This window comes from Pseudomonas sp. H1_F01 (assembly GCF_054681425.1).
The window spans coordinates 6,158,429-6,174,883 of the sequence record NZ_CP162823.1; the positions used below are offsets into that span (position 1 = coordinate 6,158,429).

Here is a 16,455-nt window from a genome sequence, read left to right on the forward strand (position 1 = left end):
TCTCCATCTGATAAAGCAAAGACGCACCCACGGCGCGCCGACCAATGCTACAGAATGCCTGACACAGCTTTCTCAGGCTTTTATTGCAAAGTGTGTTGCTCGATGAATTCCATCGGTTGCAGCCCTTCGCGGCTGACCAGCCGATTGAGCTCCGCCCGAGGCAGGCGAACAGCCAGCAGGCAGACGCCTTCGTCGTCGTGTTCTTCTTTTTGCACGGCCCCCAGCTCAAAGAACTGAGCTCGCAGCCGGGCGAAACGTTGCGGCAACTTCAGGGTGCCAACAAACAGATCGTTGCCCAACAGCTCGGCCACCGCCTGCTTGAGCAGGTCCAGGCCGGTGCCATCGCGGGCCGACAGCCAGACCCGTTGCGGCTTGCCGTCGGCATCGCGCTGGATCTGCGGCTCCACGCCTTCGAGCAAATCGAGTTTGTTGTATACCTCGAGGATCGGCAAGTCCTGGGCCCCGATCTCGCCCAGCACCACCATCACCTGCTCGATCTGCAGCATCCGGTCCGGTTCGGCGGCATCGATCACGTGCAGCAGCAGGTCGGAGTTGCTCGACTCTTCGAGCGTAGCCCGGAAAGCCTCGACCAGCTTGTGCGGCAGGTGACGGATGAAGCCCACGGTGTCGGCCAGCACGATCGGCCCCAGGTCGTCCAGGTCGAGCCGGCGCAGGGTCGGGTCGAGCGTGGCGAACAATTGGTCGGCGGCGTAGACGTCGGATTGGGTGACATTATTGAACAGGGTCGATTTGCCGGCGTTGGTATAACCCACCAGTGAAACCGTCGGGATATCCGCGCGCTTGCGGCCGCGTCGCGACTGCTCGCGCTGGCTACGGACCTTTTCCAGCCGCCCCTTGATCTGGCGCAGGCGCACCCGCAACAGGCGTCGGTCGGTTTCCAGCTGGGTTTCACCCGGGCCGCGCAGGCCGATACCGCCCTTCTGCCGCTCAAGGTGAGTCCAGCCGCGAACCAGCCGCGTACTCATGTGCTCAAGCTGGGCCAGTTCGACCTGGAGCTTGCCTTCATGGGTGCGGGCGCGTTGGGCGAAAATATCGAGAATCAGCCCCGTACGGTCGATCACGCGACACTCGAAGACACGTTCGAGGTTACGTTCCTGACTGGGCGTGAGGATGTGATTGAAAATCACCAGATCGACCTGTTCGGCCTTGACCAGGTCGCGCAACTCCTCGACCTTGCCACTGCCGATCAGGAACTTGGCGGTTGGCCGATGACGCGGCACGTTGAAAAACGCGACGGTCTCGGCGCCGGCCGAAAGTGCCAATTCCTGAAACTCCTGCGGATCTTCGCGCGCCTCAGGGTCCTGTCCATCCAAGTGAACGAGAATGGCCCGTTCACCACCACCGTGGCGCTCAAAGAACAAAGGAGGCTCCTATCAGGCGTTACCCGGTTCAGCGTCACCGCCTTCGGATTCGGTTGCGCTAGGCAGACGAATTGGACGAACTGGCACGACTGTCGAGATCGCGTGTTTGTAGACCATTTGGCTGACGGTGTTTTTCAGAAGGATGACGAACTGGTCGAAAGACTCGATCGTGCCTTGCAGTTTGATCCCGTTGACCAGATAGATGGACACCCCAACTTTCTCTTTACGTAAAGTGTTCAAGTAAGGGTCTTGTAGCGAATGCCCTTTTGACATGTGCCGCACTCCTTTAAGGATCAATAATAAAAATCGGAATCAGATGGCTTGGGCCGTCACACCCCCAAGGATAGACGGCAATTGCAAGGACTCAGCTCAATATGGAGATGGTCCCAAGGTATTTCAAGGCGCGTGGCAGATTGTCGCAATCGAGACTGTCGAGCCAATGCAAGTCAGTCCAGCTGCGCAGCCAGGTGAACTGGCGTTTCGCCAATTGGCGCGTGGCAATGATCCCACGCTCCTGCATCTCGGCTGACGTCAGCTTGCCGTCCAGGTAATCCCAGACTTGTCGATAACCTACCGCACGTATAGACGGCAACCCGGCATGCAGGTCACTTCGCTCACGCAGGGCTACGACCTCGTCTATGAACCCCTGTTCCAACATTAATGTGAATCTTTGTTCAATTCGCCGATGCAGCACTTGCCGGTTCGCCGGAGCGATGGCCAGATTCGCGACAGTATAGGGCAATTGTTGCAGTCCCGAAGCGGCTGCTTCAGTACTTTGCGCAGATTGTCGCTGGCGCAGGGCCGTCATGCTCTGGCCGCTGACCCGATAAACCTCCAGGGCCCGACTGAGCCGCTGTGGGTCATTGGGGTGGATACGCGCCGCCGATTCCGGGTCGATGATCGCCAATTGCTCGTGCAGGGCTTGCCAGCCAAGGCGCGCGGCCTCTTCTTCAATCTGCGCACGCACCTCGGGATCGGCTGCCGGCATGTCCGCCAACCCGTCGACCAAGGCCTTGTAATACAGCATCGTGCCACCCACCAGCAGCGGAATCCTGCCCCGCGCGGTGATCTCGGCCATGGCCTGGAGTGCGTCACGGCGGAAATCGGCCGCCGAATAAGCCTCGGCCGGGTCGAGGATGTCGATCAAGCGATGGGGAAATTCGGCCAGCAGTTCTTTCGACGGCTTGGCGGTGCCGATGTCCATGCCCCGGTAGACCAGGGCCGAATCGACACTGATCAACTCGCAGGGCAGGACCTTGGTCAATTCGATGGCCAGGTCGGTCTTGCCGGCGGCGGTCGGTCCCATCAGGAAAATCGCGGGTGGCAACTGGCTCATCAACGACCGCGCAGGAACAGTTTGTCCAGGTCGTCCAGGCCCAGTTGGGTCCAGGTCGGCCGGCCATGGTTGCATTGACCACTGCGCTCGGTGTTTTCCATGTCCCGCAGCAGGCCGTTCATTTCCGGCAGGGCCAGGCGCCGGTTGGCGCGGATCGCGCCGTGGCAGGCCATGGTGCCGAGCAGTTCGTTCAGGTGCGCCTGGATCCGGTCGCTGGTGCCGTATTCCATCAAGTCCGCCAGCACGTCGCTGACCAGACGATTGGCCTCGGCCTGCTTCAACAAGGCCGGGATCTGACGGATCGCCAGGGTTTCCGGGCCCAGGCGCTGCAATTCGAAGCCCAGGCGCTGGAACCAGGCCACATGTTCTTCGGCGCAATCGGCTTCGCGCTGGCTGACCGCCAGGGACTCGGGCACCAATAGCGGCTGGCCACTCAAGCCTTCGCTGGCCATGGCGATTTTCAGCCGCTCGTACATGATCCGCTCATGGGCGGCGTGCATGTCCACCAGGACCAGGCCCTGGGCATTTTCCGAGAGGATATAAATGCCTTTGAGTTGCGCCAGGGCATAGCCCAGCGGCGGGATATCGCCCTGGCCGTCGGGCATCGCCGCAGCTCCGGCTTCCGGCAAGGGTTTGAAGAACTCGCGATAGGCCGCCTGGGCCTCGGCTGCCGGTACGTTGGATTGCGGGCGCGGCGTGTATTGATACTGATAGCCGCTGCCGGCACCGCTCCCGGCCGTGTTGTAGCTCGGCTGAGGCTGGGGCTGCTCCAGCAGTGCATTGGCCGCCAGGCGCATTTCGCCTTGAGGCCCGAATTCGCCAGCTTCCAACCCCGTTGGCCGGACCATGCCGCCCACCGCCGCCGGCGCCGCCAGTTGATCTTCCGGGCGCACATCGCCCAAGGCGCGGTGCAAGGTGCCGTAGAGAAAATCGTGGACCATGCGCCCGTCACGGAAACGCACCTCATGCTTGGTCGGGTGCACGTTGACGTCGACCACGGCCGGATCGACTTCGAAAAACAGCACGAATGTCGGATGCCGGCCATTGAACAGCACATCGCGATACGCCTGGCGCACCGCGTGGGCCACCAGCTTGTCGCGTACCGCCCGACCGTTCACGTAGAAATACTGCAAGTCCGCCTGGCTGCGCGAGAAGGTCGGCAAGCCGACCCAACCCCACAGGTGCAGGCCATTGCGCTCCACCTCGATGGGCAATGCCTGCTCCAGGAAACCTGCGCCGCACACCGCGCCGACACGGCGGGCGCGGGCCGCATCATCGTGGGCCTCGTGCAGGCTGAGGATGGTCTTGCCGTTGTGGCGCAAATGGAACGCTACGTCAAAACGCGCCAGGGCCAGGCGCTTGATGACTTCTTGCAGATGATCGAATTCAGTCTTCTCGGCCTTGAGGAATTTGCGTCGGGCCGGGGTGTTGAAGAACAGGTCGCGCACTTCCACCGAGGTGCCGACCGGATGAGCCGCAGGCTGCACACGGGAGGCCATGTCCCGGCCCTCGGTCTCGACCTGCCAGGCCTGCTCGGCGTCGCGGGTGCGGGAGGTGAGGGTCAGGCGCGACACCGAACTGATGGATGCCAGCGCCTCGCCCCGAAACCCCAGGCTCATGACCCGCTCGAGGTCTTCCAGGTCGCGGATCTTGCTGGTGGCGTGACGCGCCAGGGCCAGCGGCAGGTCGTCGGAAGAAATACCGCCACCGTCATCGCGGACCCGCAGCAGCTTGACGCCGCCCTGCTCGACATCCACGTCGATGCGCTTGGCTCCGGAGTCGAGGCTGTTTTCCAGCAGTTCCTTGATGACCGACGCCGGGCGCTCGACCACTTCACCGGCGGCGATCTGGTTCGCCAGCCGGGGGCTGAGCAGTTCGATGCGAGCGTTGCTGCCGATCACTTCATCACTCATTGCTGGACCGCCACGTCATTGCCGGGAATGGTCAGGGTCTGGCCGATCTTGAGCTCGTCGCTCTTGAGGTTGTTGGCGCTGCGCAAGGTCGCGGGCGACACCTGGTAACGCACGGCGATCATCGCCAGGGTTTCGCCGGGGCTGACCCTATGGTCCCGCGGGCCCTGGGCGATCTTGCCGGAGTCGCGCAGCCAGGCAATGTAAGTGCCTGGCGGTGGGTTCTGCTGGAAGAACTGCCGCACGCCGCTGCTGATGGAACGGGCCAGCGCCTGCTGGTGGTTGGAAGACGACAGCTTGGACGCTTCGTTGGCGTTGGAGATGAAGCCGGTTTCCACCAGGATCGACGGGATATCCGGCGACTTGAGCACCATGAACCCGGCCTGCTCGACGCGCTGCTTGTGCAGCGGCGTGACGCGACCGATGTTGCTCAGGACTTTCTGGCCGACGTTCAGGCTGGAGGTCAACGAGGCTGTCATCGACAAATCGAGCAATACACCGGCGAGCATCCGGTCCTTGTCGTCGAGACTGACGTTGCCGGCACCGCCGATCAGGTCGGAACGGTTTTCGCTGTCGGCCAGCCAACGGGCGGTCTCGGACGTGGCACCGCGGTCGGACAGGGCAAACACCGAGGCCCCGAACGCCGCCGCCGAAGGTGCGGCGTCGGCGTGAATGGAGACGAACAGATCGGCGCCTTTCTTGCGAGCGATTTCGGTACGTCCGCGCAAGGGGATGAAGTAGTCGCCAGTACGGGTCAGTTCGGCGCGGAAGCCTTTCATGCCGTTGACCTGGCGCTGCAATTCGCGGGCGATGGACAGCACCACGTCTTTTTCCCGCTGCCCGCGCGAGCCCGAGGCGCCCGGGTCTTCGCCGCCGTGACCGGCGTCGATCACCACGATGATGTCGCGCTTGCCGGCCGGCGCCGGTGGCAGCTTGAGCGCAGGTTCGGTCGGGGTCACCGGCACTGCCGGTACCGTGGCGACATTGGTCGGCGGCGGCGGAGGTGGCGCCGCATCGGCCGGGTTGTCGAACAGGTCCACCACCAGCCGGTTGCCGTATTGGGCATTGGGGGCCAGGGTGAAGCTTTTCGGGGTCACGGCTTTTTTCAGGTCGATGACCACCCGCAGGTCGGTCGGCGTACGCTGGGCCGAGCGCATCGCGGTAATCGGCGTGTTGGCGGTCGCCACGTTCAATGGCGCGCCCAGGGACGCACCGTTGATGTCGATCACCAGGCGATCCGGGGCGGTCAGGGTGAATACGCTGTGCTGCACCGGGCCCGTCAGGTCGAACACCAGCCGTGTGTTGTCCGGCGCCCGCCAGAGGCGAACGCTGTTGACCTTTGTCTCGGCCACAGCATCGACGGCCAGTGCCGTAAGCAACAGTCCTACGACAGCAACCACCGCGCGAAAGCGCATACCAAACCCCATCATCAATTAGTTTTCCAATGCCAAAGCGGCACACCACGACTCGCCACGCGAGCCTTGCGGCGTCAGTTTCAGCGAACGCCCGCCGTTCTGCGCGCCAATGGTAATGGTCAGGTCGGGCTTTGGCAAAAAGCCTGCACCCTTCTGGGGCCATTCGATCAGGCACAAGGCGTCATCTTCGAAATAATCGCGGATACCGAGGAATTCCAGCTCTTCAGGATCCACCAGTCGATACAGGTCGAAATGGAAGGCGCGAATGTCGCCGATCTCGTAGGGCTCGACCAGGGTGAACGTAGGGCTCTTGACGGAGCCGACGTGCCCGAGGCCGCGAATGATGCCACGGGACAGGGTGGTTTTTCCCGCGCCGAGGTCGCCTTCGAGAAAAATCAGGCCGTGGCCGGCGGTGATCTGCGCGATGCGGGCGCCAAATTGTGTCATGGCTTGTTCGTCCGCCACGTACAGGGTTACTTCAGACACGGTGAATGCTCCTCCAACAACTGACGAATGGCCGGAATCAGATCGGTGGCCGCCACACCCCGCCCCGAGCGACCGGCCTGGGCACCTGCGTTGGCATGCAGCCAGACCGCCAGGCACGCGGCCTCGAACCCCTCCATGCCCTGGGCCAGCAAGGCGCCGACCACGCCAGCCAGCACATCCCCCAGGCCTGCCGTGGCCATGGCCGGATGGCCCTGACTGCAAACCGCCAGGCGACCGTCCGGGCTGGCAATCAGGCTGCCGGCGCCCTTGAGGATCACCGTGGCGGTGTATTTCTGGCTCAATGCATGGGCCGCCGCCGGACGGTCGGCCTGCACCTGGGCTGTGGATAACTCCAACAATCGCGCCGCCTCGCCCGGGTGCGGGGTGATGACACACTGTTCAGGCAAGCGAACCTCGCCGCTGCTCAACACGTTCAGCGCATCGGCATCCCATACTTGCGGCAGCGGCGCATTGGCCGCCGCCGACAACAGGCTGCGCCCCCACGCGGCTTGGCCCAGGCCCGGCCCGACCACCAGCACGCTGGCCTGCTGGAGCAAGCCCATCAATTGGTTCGCCGAATGGGTGCCTTGCACCATCACTTCCGGCAAACGCGTCAGCGCGGCGGATACATGCTCGCTGCGGGTCGCCATCGAAACCATCCCCGCACCGCAGCGCAGGGCGCTTTCGGCGCTCATCTGGATCGCGCCGCCAAAGCCCCGGTCGCCACCGATCAACAGCACGTGACCGAACTTGCCTTTGTGGGACGTGGCGGCACGAGGCGTCAGACGTGGCAGATTATGGGGTGAGAGCAATCGGGCACTGGCCGGTGCCGTGTCAACAATATCTGGATCGGCGTGCAGGTCGTTGAACACCAGTTCACCGACCCGGTCCGCCGCTTCGCCGGTAAACAGACCAAGCTTCAAGCCAATAAAGGTCACGGTGAGGTCGGCCACCACCGCCGTGCCCAGTACCCGACCGGTATCGGCGCACAACCCCGAGGGGATATCCACCGCTGCGACCGGCAGACCGCTGACATTGATCGTATCGATAGCCCGCACATAAGGCTCGCGCACATCACCACTCAAGCCCGTACCGAGCAGCGCATCCAGCAACACACCGCGCAATTCAGCCTCATCCGACCACGGTTCCATCGGCACGCCCACCGCCACCGCCTCGGCGTGGGCATTGGCGGCGTCACCCTGCAAGCGCCGGGGTTCGCCCACCGTCAGCACCCGCACCGACCAGCCGGCGCGCCGGGCCAGGGTCGCGACCAGGTAGCCATCGCCAGCGTTGTTGCCATGCCCGGCCAGCACCGTCAGCTCCTGGGCGTCAGGCCAGCGCCGGACGATCGCTCGCCAGGTGGCGCGGGCGGCGCGCTGCATCAATTCGAAACCGGTGGTGCCGGCCGCGATCAGTTGTGCGTCGAGGGCCCGGACCTGCGCGGCGCTGTACAGCGCGTCGGGAAAATCATCTTTAGTGTGCGGCATGCGTCTTCGGGCTCCGATGTCTGGCAGAATTATACGCATCTCAGCTCTGGTTTCTCTCGCCTCATGCCTGCCATTCCCACAGACCTCCCCGCCCTCGCCCAATCCATCAAGGAGTGGGGCCGCGAGCTGGGCTTCCAGCAGGTCGGCATCAGCGGCCTGGACCTTGCCGAGCATGAGCAACACCTGCAACGCTGGCTCGATGCCGGCTACCACGGCGAAATGGACTACATGGGCGCCCACGGCAGCAAACGCTCGCATCCCGAGGAACTGGTGCCGGGTACGCTACGGGTGGTTTCCCTGCGCATGGACTACCTGTCGGGCGACACGCACATGGCGCAGATGCTCGGCCAACCGGAGAAAGCCTACGTCTCGCGTTATGCATTGGGCCGCGATTACCACAAATTGATCCGTAAACGTGTACAGCAACTGGCAGAAAAAATTCAGGCGGTGATCGGTCCCTTTGGTTATCGCGCCTTCGTCGACAGCGCGCCGGTCCTGGAAAAAGCCATCGCCGAACAGGCCGGCCTGGGCTGGATCGGTAAAAATACCCTGGTGTTGAACCGCAAGGCCGGCAGCTATTTCTTCCTGAGCGAGCTGTTTGTCGACCTGCCGCTACCGGTGGATCCACCCCATGCCAGCGAACATTGCGGAAAATGCACCGCGTGCCTGGACATCTGTCCTACGAATGCCTTCGTCGGGCCCTACGTACTCGATGCCCGCCGCTGCATTTCCTACCTGACCATCGAGCTGAAAAGCGCCATCCCCGAAGAACTGCGGCCGTTGATCGGCAACCGGGTGTTCGGCTGCGATGACTGCCAGATCGTCTGCCCATGGAACCGCTTCGCCCGGCCGTCCGGGGAAAGCGACTTCAAGCCACGGCACAACCTGGACAATGCCGGGCTGGCCGAGCTGTTCATGTGGGACGAAACGACGTTCCTGAGCAGCACCGAAGGCTCGCCGCTGCGCCGCGCCGGTTACGAGCGCTGGCTGCGCAACCTGGCAGTGGGCCTGGGTAATGCGCCGTCAACGATTCCCGTGCTGCAAGCGCTGGAGGCGCGGCGCGACTACCCGTCGGAGCTGGTGCGCGAGCACGTGGAGTGGGCGTTGCGGCAACATGCCGAGCGTCAAGCCTCGTCGTTGTAGACGAACTTCGGCATTTCCCAGTGAAAACGGATCGCCAGGAGCCGCAACAGGAAACCGCCGAACAAAGTGATGAGGATCGCCTGTTCGCTTGGCAGTTGCAGGAAGACGCACAGCAGATAACACCACGCAGCGGCAAACGAAACGCTGGCGTAGAGCTCCCGACGGAAGATCAACGGAATATCGTTGCAGAAGATGTCCCGCAGAATGCCGCCGAACACCCCAGTGATCACTCCGCTGACTGACGCCACCAGCATGCCATGGCCCATTTCCAGGGCCGTCATGCAGCCGATCAGGGTGAACGCCACCAGCCCCGCGGCGTCGAGCACCAGGAACAATGAACGCAGATGGCGCATCCAGCGCGCCAGGAACACCGTCAACATCGCTGCGGCAGTGGTCAGCACCAGGTATTCGGGGTGCTTGACCCACGTGAGCGGGTAATGCCCGAGCAGCACGTCACGCACCGAACCGCCACCCAGCGCCGTGACACAGGCGATCAGCACCACGCCGAACCAGTCCATACCCCGACGCCCGGCAGACAAGGCGCCAGTCATGGCTTCAGCGGTGATGGCGATCAGATAAAGCATCAGCAACATGATGGCGGTCCTTACGAGAAGGCGCGCAGTCTAGCCATTTCGGGCAGGCACCAAAAGAGGGCAGCCATCGACCAAGCCAAACAAGGAATCTGTGGTCAGGATATCCGTGGGAGCAAGGCTTGCCCGCGATGAAGGCTATGCGGTCTTCCAGGGACCCAGTCGCCTGTTTCGCGAGCAAGCTTTGCTCCCACAAATCCCCGCGCCACAAGAGCGCCGTGCGCTTCAATCAGAACTTGATGAAGTGCTTACGGTAATGCTGCAACTCGGCAATGGACTCGCGGATGTCGTCCAGGGCCAGGTGGCTGCCGCCCTTCTGGAAACTGTCGCGTACTTGCGGTGCCCAGCGGGCGGCCAGTTCCTTGAGGGTGGAGACGTCCAGGTTGCGGTAGTGGAAGTAGCTTTCCAGGGATTTCATGTGGGTGTACAGGAAGCGACGATCCTGGCAGATGCTGTTGCCGCAGATCGGCGACTTGCCCTTGGGCACCCACTGCTCCAGGAAGGCGATGGTCTGGGCTTCGGCCTCGGCCATGCTGATCTTGCTCTCGCGCACCCGCTGGGTCAGGCCCGAGCCGCCGTGCTGGCGAGTGTTCCACTCGTCCATGCCGGCCAGGATCTCGTCGCTGTGATGGATCGCAATGACCGGGCCTTCGGCCAAGGTGTTGAGGTCGCTGTCGGTGACGATGGTGGCCATTTCGATGATGACGTCGGTGTCCGGGTTCAGACCGGTCATTTCCAGGTCGATCCAGATCAGGTTCTGCGGGTTTTGCATAGGGAAGCTCCTCGGCGTAGCCACGCAGTTTAGCCTAGGCCGCCCCTTGGGCGTGCTAAACTCGCGACCGTTTTACCCTATTCGCTGCATTTCTTCATACGGAACACCCATGGCCAAACGCCAACTCAATCGTCGTCAAAACTGGCGCATCGAAAAGATCCAGGGCGAGCGCGCCGCCCGCGCCGCCAAACGCGAATCCAGTGCTGTCGAAGCCCTGGAGGGTGGCGACCTGGGCCCTGAACAGACCGGCCTGGTGATCGCCCACTTCGGCGTGCAGGTCGAGGTCGAAGCCCGGGAAGGCGAGCTGGCCGGCCAAGTGTTCCGCTGCCACTTGCGCGCCAACCTGCCGGCGCTGGTGACGGGCGATCAGGTCGTCTGGCGTGCCGGCAACCAGGGCATCGGCGTGATCGTCGCGCAATTGCCGCGCCACACCGAACTGTGCCGTCCGGACAGCCGGGGCCAGCTCAAGCCCGTGGCCGCCAACGTCGACATGATCGTCATCGTGTTCGCCCCGCTGCCCGAACCCCACGCCAACCTGATCGACCGTTATCTGGTGGCCGCCGAACACGCCGGCATCCGTCCGTTGTTGCTGCTCAACAAATTCGACCTGATCGACGAGCACAACGCCCCGGCGCTGAACGCCCTGCTGTCGGTCTATCGGGATCTGGGTTACCCGGTACTGGAAGTCTCGGCCCACCACGGCAACGGCATGGAGCAATTGCAACAGCAACTGGACGGGCACATCAGTGTGTTCGTCGGCCAGTCCGGCGTCGGCAAGTCATCGCTGGTCAACAGCCTGCTGCCGGACGTCGAGACGCGCGTCGGGCCGTTGTCCGAGCTGTCCGGCCAGGGCACCCACACCACCACCACCGCGCGGCTGTTCCACTTCCCCGGCGGCGGTGAATTGATCGACTCACCGGGCATCCGCGAGTTCGGCCTGGGCCACGTCAGCCGGGCCGATGTGGAAGCCGGGTTCATCGAGTTCAATGAGCTGATCGGCACCTGCCGCTTCCGCGACTGCAAGCACGACCGCGAGCCCGGGTGTGCCCTGCTCAAGGCGCTGGAAGAAGGTCGCGTGCATCAGCAGCGGATGAACAGCTACCGCTCGATCATCGCCAGCTTGCCGGAAAGCAGTTACTGACCCGGATGTGAGCCGGACACAATTGTGGCGAGGGGATTTATCCCCGCTGGGGCGCGAAGCGCCCCCCTTTGTATTCCATCTCGAGTATCAGATGAAAAGAGGGGCTGCTGCGCAACCCAGCGGGGATAAATCCCCTCGCCACAGGTTTGCTATCGCCAGTCAGATCACTGTACCGGCGGCTCGGCCGGCTTGGGCGCCGCGTCGAACAGGTTCAGGCGTTCGCGCAGCTCATGGGCCGGCACGGGTTGCTGATCCGCTGGCAAGGCGTTCGGATCAACCGCAGCCCCAGGCGTGGCCGGCACTTCACCCGGCGCGCCCTGGCCCTGGGCCGGATCCGGTGCAGGGTCATCGGTTTGCGAACCTTCGATGGCTTGCTGGGCCTTCTTGGTCAACACCACGATATCGATACGCCGGTTGACCGGGTTGAACGGGTCCTTGCGGTCGAACAACGCCGAGGATGCGTAACCCACCACCCGCGCCACCTGCTCGTCCGGATAACTGCCAGCCACCAGGGCGCGACGTGCCGCGTTGGCACGGTTGGCGGACAGCTCCCAGTTGCCGAAATCACCTTTGCCGACGTAGGGCTTGGCATCGGTATGACCGCTGATGCTGATCTTGTTCGGCACCGCCTTGATGGTGTCGGCCATGGCCAGCAGAATGTCTTCAAAATAAGGTTTCAGGCGCGCACTACCCGAGTCGAACATCGGCCGGTTCTCGGCGTCCATGATCTGGATGCGCAAGCCGTTCGGCGTGATCTCGAACAGGATCTGGTCCTTGAATTTCTGCAGTTGCGGGTTCTCTTCGACCTTGTTCTGCAATTCCTGCAGCAACAATTCCAGGCGTTCGCGCTCGATCTGCTCGGCCATGCCTTCGACCTGCTCGGTGTCCGTCGTCACCTTGTCGGGCTGGGGCTGGGATTTGACTTCGGGGTTGAGGGTCGTATCCGGTGCCAGGGTCGGTGATCCGCCCAGGTCGATGATGTACGGCGTGCCGCTTTCAGTAAAACCGACCGGGTCCTTGAAGTAACCGGCGATGGCGATCTTCTGTTCCGGGGTTGCCGTGGACAGCAGCCACAGCACCAGGAAGAACGCCATCATCGCCGTCGCGAAGTCGGCGAAGGCGATTTTCCAGGCGCCCCCGTGATGCCCCGCGGCGATGCGCTTGACGCGCTTGATTATAATCGGCTGGTTATTTTCCATGACCTAGGTGCTCTGCTTCACAAATACTGTTCCATTTTGACGGTGCCTGTTGCTGCCATACGGCGTTGCCGCTCCTCGCCATAGCGGGCTATGACTCGTCGCGGCGCCTTGTCTGGCAGCAACAGCCACTCGCCAAAAAAGGAACGTATTTGCAAAGCAAAGCACTAACGACCGCGAACCGCTTGTTCCAGCTCGGCGAAGCTTGGACGGTGCGCCGGGTACAGGACCTTGCGACCGAACTCCACCGCCAGCGATGGCGGCATGCCGGAGGCCGAGGCCACCAGGGAAGCCTTGATGGCTTCGTAGACGTTGAGTTCTTCCTTGGCGTCGTGGGCCAGGGAGTGGGCCAGCGGGCCGAAGAAACCGTATGCGGCCAAAATACCGAAGAAGGTACCCACCAGTGCCGCACCAACGTGCAAGCCGATGGACTTCTGGTCGCCGTCGCCCAGGGACGCCATGGTCACCACGATACCCAATACCGCCGCGACGATACCGAAGCCAGGCATGGCGTCGGCGATACCGGTGACCGCGTGGGATGGATGCTCCAGGTCTTCCTTGAGGCTGTACAACTCCATGTCGAAGAGGCCTTCGAGTTCATGGGGCGCCATGTTACCGGACGACATGATGCGCAGGTAATCACAGATGAACGCCGTCATGCGAGCGTCCTTGAGTACCGCAGGGTACTTGGCGAAAATCGGGCTGGCGGCAGCGTCTTCGATATCGCCTTCGATCGCCATCATGCCTTCACGGCGGCTTTTGTTGAGGATCTCGTAGATCAGGCCCAGCACTTCGAGGTAGAAGGTGTGGCTGAAACGCGAACTGAACATGCCCAGGGATTTCTTGAGCACGTGCATCGTCATGTAGCCGGGGTTGGCCTGCAGGAATGCACCGAGGGCCGCGCCACCGATGATCATCACCTCGAAAGGTTGGATCAGGGCGGCAATCTTGCCATGGGAAAGCACGTATCCGCCGAGCACGCTCGCGAACACGACGATGATGCCGATAATTTTAGCCATAGATAGAAAGTACTTATTTAAGTCGGGTTCAAGGTCATATTCGGAAGCTGAAAAATCTCTTCTTCTACTTATCGGCAAAACTGCGCCAGACTATAGGCTGTTCTGGCGAAAAGCCAATTTGCCCCGTTCCGGGCGTAGAGAATTCATACGATGATCACGTCCAGCCATGACTAACGAAACGAAGGTTCCAACGCCACGACCGACCACCCTCGAAGGCTGGGTGAAGCTGCTCGATGGCGTGCACCTGCCGGTGCCCCAGGTCAGCCATGACCTGGTCTGCAAGGCCATTGCCGACAGCCGCCGCTCGTTGCGTGACATCGCCGAACTGATGCAGGACAGCCCCGCCCTGGCCCTGAGCGTCATCCGCGAGGCCAACCATCACACCCATGGCAGCCTTGCTGAACCTGCGGAAAATCTCGAAGTGGCCATCAACCGCCTCGGTCTCAAACGTACCGAGGAACTGCTCGCTCGCCTGCCGTCGTTGCCAGGGCACGAAATCCCCATCGCCTTGCGCCAGCTGCAATTGATCAGCCAACACGCCACGCAACAGGCCAATGGCTTTTTTGCCAGCCGCCTGGCGCGACTGTGGCAGGACATTCACTGGGGCAGCCTGTTGTTTCTCTCGCCGCTCTGGCCACTGGCCCTGACTCACCCGCGGTTGCTGGGGGAGTGGGAATTGCGGGTCGTCCACAAAGGCGAGCCCGCGCGCAAGGTTGAGCGCGAATTGTTCGGCGTCAGCCTGATGAAAATCTGCCTGGCGCTGGCAGAGACCTGGCGCCTGCCGATCTGGGTGACGCAAGGTTATCGCCTGCTGCTCAATGAACGCCGCGAGCTGGTGCAGGTTCTGCGCATCGCCCGGGACAGCGAGCACCCGCTGCGCCAGCAGAATCGCCTGGACGACGACCCAACCCTGCGGCGCTGGCTCAATCAACCGGCCAATACCGTGTTGCTGGCCAACGGCCTGGCACTCTCAGCGCAACAGGCCTGGGACGGCCCCCACAGTGCCCGCTGGCAATACCTCACCAGTTTGTACCTGCAGATGCCGATGGATGAGGTTCAGCAACAGCTGCACCAACAAGCCGTCACCAGCGCCCGTCATGACGCCATGCCAGACCTCTGGCATCCGGCCGTGGCGTTGCTCTGGCCCTGGGGCAGCCGTCGCATCCACCCCGGCTTGCTACCTGCTCCCCCACCCAGCGCCGAGGACCTGAGCCAGTGGCGCAAGCAATGTTCCGCACTGCTGGTGGAACCGAGCCCCTTCAGCAATGCCATGCACCTGACCACCTCGGCACGGGACGTGTTGGTGGCTTGCGGCATGCGCCGGGTGATGATCCTGATGGCCGACCGCAACCAGACCAGCGTGCGCGTACACCAGACCGCCGGCCTGCCCAAAGAAGCCGCGGCCATGAGCTTTACCATCAGCCAGAGCAAAATAGTGCAGCGGTTGCTGGCCCAGCAGGCCCAGGTTCGCCTGAACCCGGACAACAACGCGCAGTTTTCGGCGCTGCTGCCACCGGGCCTGCGCAGCCTGTTTCGCGGGGAGCACCTGCTGCTGCGCTCGCTGACCTGCAATGGCCGGGTGATCATGCTGGTGGTGGTGGACCAGGGCGGCGGACCGTTCTCGGACGTGACCGTGCAAGCCTTCGGCAAAACCGTGCAATGCATCGAACGGGCCCTGCATACCTTTACCAACCGCGGCCGCTGAACTTGCTACAATCTTTTCCCTTTGCGCCCCTGGAGACCTCACATGCCTGACTTCTCTGGCTTGCCGCTGGTGATCGAGCCGAGCGAGCTGCTGCCGCGCCTCGACACCCGCGAACTGATTCTGGTGGACCTGACCAGCGCCGCCCGCTACAGCACCGGCCATATCCCTGGCGCACGCTTCGTCGACCCCAAGCGTACCCAGCTCGGTCAACCGCCGGCGCCGGGCCTGCTGCCGGCCAAAGCCGACCTCGAAGCCCTGTTCGGCGAGCTCGGACACAACCCCGATGCGGTCTACGTGGTCTATGACGATGAAGGCGGCGGCTGGGCCGGGCGGTTTATCTGGCTGCTGGACGTGATCGGCCATTCAAACTACCACTACCTCGACGGCGGCTTGCTGTCGTGGCTGGACGAAGGCCTGCCGGTGTCCGTCGAAGTGCCTGCGCCCGTCGCAGGCCCGGTCAGCCTGACGCTGCACGAAGCCCCCACCGCCACCCGCGAGTACCTGCAAAGCCGCCTCGGCGCTGCCGACCTGGCGATCTGGGACGCTCGCGGCCCGCTGGAATATTCCGGAGAGAAAGTCGTCGCAGCCCGAGGCGGACACATTCCCGGCGCGGTCAATTTCGAATGGACTGCCGGCATGGACCAAGCGCGCAACCTGCGCATCCGCAAGGACATGCCGCAAATCCTCGAACAATTGGGCATCACGCCTGACAAAGAAATCATCACCCACTGCCAGACTCACCACCGCTCCGGCTTCACCTACCTGGTGGCCAAGGCGCTCGGTTATCCACGAGTCAAAGGCTATGCCGGTTCCTGGGGTGAATGGGGCAACCACCCCGACACACCCATCGAGCTTTGAAGGTTCTTAAGGACA

The 16,455-nt window shown here is 62.8% G+C and carries 15 protein-coding genes; 4 read left to right on the forward strand and 11 right to left on the reverse strand.

All coding sequences use genetic code 11. The annotated features are described in order from the left end of the window. Positions 1–80: 80 nt before the first annotated feature. The 7 genes from hflX to AB4O09_RS27805 all read right to left on the reverse strand — a co-directional run bounded on the left by hflX (position 81) and on the right by AB4O09_RS27805 (position 8,016). Positions 81–1,382 (reverse strand): ribosome rescue GTPase HflX, encoded by a 1,302-nt coding sequence (gene hflX / locus AB4O09_RS27775; RefSeq protein WP_003197227.1) that lies wholly within the window; start codon positions 1,380–1,382, stop codon positions 81–83. 12 nt (positions 1,383–1,394) lie between these two features. Then, positions 1,395–1,655 carry an RNA chaperone Hfq gene (hfq, locus tag AB4O09_RS27780; protein WP_003186419.1) on the reverse strand — a complete coding sequence of 87 codons (261 nt, stop codon included), beginning with the start codon at positions 1,653–1,655 and terminating at the stop codon, positions 1,395–1,397. Between the two features lie 91 nt (positions 1,656–1,746). Further along, the gene (miaA, locus tag AB4O09_RS27785) at positions 1,747–2,718 is read right to left on the reverse strand and encodes a tRNA (adenosine(37)-N6)-dimethylallyltransferase MiaA (RefSeq protein ID WP_003197225.1); all 972 of its coding nucleotides are present in this window, start codon (positions 2,716–2,718) and stop codon (positions 1,747–1,749) included. After that, on the reverse strand, positions 2,718–4,631 hold the full coding sequence (mutL, locus tag AB4O09_RS27790; RefSeq protein ID WP_003197223.1) for a DNA mismatch repair endonuclease MutL: 1,914 nt from the start codon (positions 4,629–4,631) through the stop codon (positions 2,718–2,720). The genes miaA and mutL overlap by 1 nt, the downstream gene beginning before the upstream one ends. Next, on the reverse strand, positions 4,628–6,058 hold the full coding sequence (locus AB4O09_RS27795) for an N-acetylmuramoyl-L-alanine amidase (protein ID WP_013692130.1): 1,431 nt from the start codon (positions 6,056–6,058) through the stop codon (positions 4,628–4,630). The genes mutL and AB4O09_RS27795 overlap by 4 nt, the downstream gene beginning before the upstream one ends. 3 nt (positions 6,059–6,061) lie before the next feature. Then, positions 6,062–6,529 (reverse strand): tRNA (adenosine(37)-N6)-threonylcarbamoyltransferase complex ATPase subunit type 1 TsaE, encoded by a 468-nt coding sequence (tsaE, locus tag AB4O09_RS27800; RefSeq protein WP_003197219.1) that lies wholly within the window; start codon positions 6,527–6,529, stop codon positions 6,062–6,064. Further along, positions 6,517–8,016: an NAD(P)H-hydrate dehydratase gene (locus AB4O09_RS27805; RefSeq protein WP_053161780.1), complete on the reverse strand. Its 1,500-nt coding sequence runs from the start codon at positions 8,014–8,016 to the stop codon at positions 6,517–6,519. Before AB4O09_RS27805 ends, tsaE begins: the two co-directional genes overlap by 13 nt. Before the next feature lie 63 nt (positions 8,017–8,079). On the opposite strand from AB4O09_RS27805, the gene queG reads away from it, so the two are divergent. Continuing rightward, positions 8,080–9,159 carry a tRNA epoxyqueuosine(34) reductase QueG gene (gene queG / locus AB4O09_RS27810; protein ID WP_003197215.1) on the forward strand — a complete coding sequence of 360 codons (1,080 nt, stop codon included), beginning with the start codon at positions 8,080–8,082 and terminating at the stop codon, positions 9,157–9,159. On the opposite strand, the gene AB4O09_RS27815 is transcribed toward queG, so the two are convergent. Both AB4O09_RS27815 and orn read right to left on the reverse strand, forming a co-directional pair. Then, entirely contained in the window at positions 9,141–9,755 is a 615-nt protein-coding gene (locus AB4O09_RS27815; protein WP_172681391.1) for a trimeric intracellular cation channel family protein, read from the reverse strand. The two genes, queG and AB4O09_RS27815, sit on opposite strands and share 19 nt — an antisense overlap. Before the next feature lie 223 nt (positions 9,756–9,978). Continuing rightward, a complete protein-coding gene (orn, locus tag AB4O09_RS27820) occupies positions 9,979–10,521 on the reverse strand; it encodes an oligoribonuclease (protein ID WP_003197208.1) in 543 nt (180 codons plus the stop codon). 109 nt (positions 10,522–10,630) lie between these two features. Between orn and rsgA the strand changes: the two genes are divergently transcribed. After that, positions 10,631–11,662, forward strand: a complete 1,032-nt coding sequence (rsgA, locus tag AB4O09_RS27825) for a small ribosomal subunit biogenesis GTPase RsgA (protein ID WP_003197201.1) — start codon at positions 10,631–10,633, stop codon at positions 11,660–11,662. Positions 11,663–11,826: 164 nt separating this feature from the next. Here rsgA and motB read toward each other — a convergent pair whose 3' ends face one another. Both motB and motA read right to left on the reverse strand, forming a co-directional pair. Then, positions 11,827–12,861 carry a flagellar motor protein MotB gene (motB, locus tag AB4O09_RS27830; RefSeq protein WP_003197199.1) on the reverse strand — a complete coding sequence of 345 codons (1,035 nt, stop codon included), beginning with the start codon at positions 12,859–12,861 and terminating at the stop codon, positions 11,827–11,829. 164 nt (positions 12,862–13,025) lie between these two features. Then, positions 13,026–13,877, reverse strand: a complete 852-nt coding sequence (gene motA, locus AB4O09_RS27835; protein ID WP_003197198.1) for a flagellar motor stator protein MotA — start codon at positions 13,875–13,877, stop codon at positions 13,026–13,028. A gap of 166 nt (positions 13,878–14,043) precedes the next feature. Here motA and AB4O09_RS27840 point away from each other — a divergent pair, with 166 nt between their 5' ends. Together AB4O09_RS27840 and AB4O09_RS27845 are read left to right on the forward strand one after the other, a co-directional pair. Then, on the forward strand, positions 14,044–15,582 hold the full coding sequence (locus AB4O09_RS27840) for an HDOD domain-containing protein (protein ID WP_027911965.1): 1,539 nt from the start codon (positions 14,044–14,046) through the stop codon (positions 15,580–15,582). Positions 15,583–15,624: 42 nt separating this feature from the next. Further along, positions 15,625–16,440: a rhodanese-like domain-containing protein gene (locus AB4O09_RS27845; protein ID WP_027911964.1), complete on the forward strand. Its 816-nt coding sequence runs from the start codon at positions 15,625–15,627 to the stop codon at positions 16,438–16,440. The last annotated feature ends 15 nt before the right edge of the window (positions 16,441–16,455 follow it).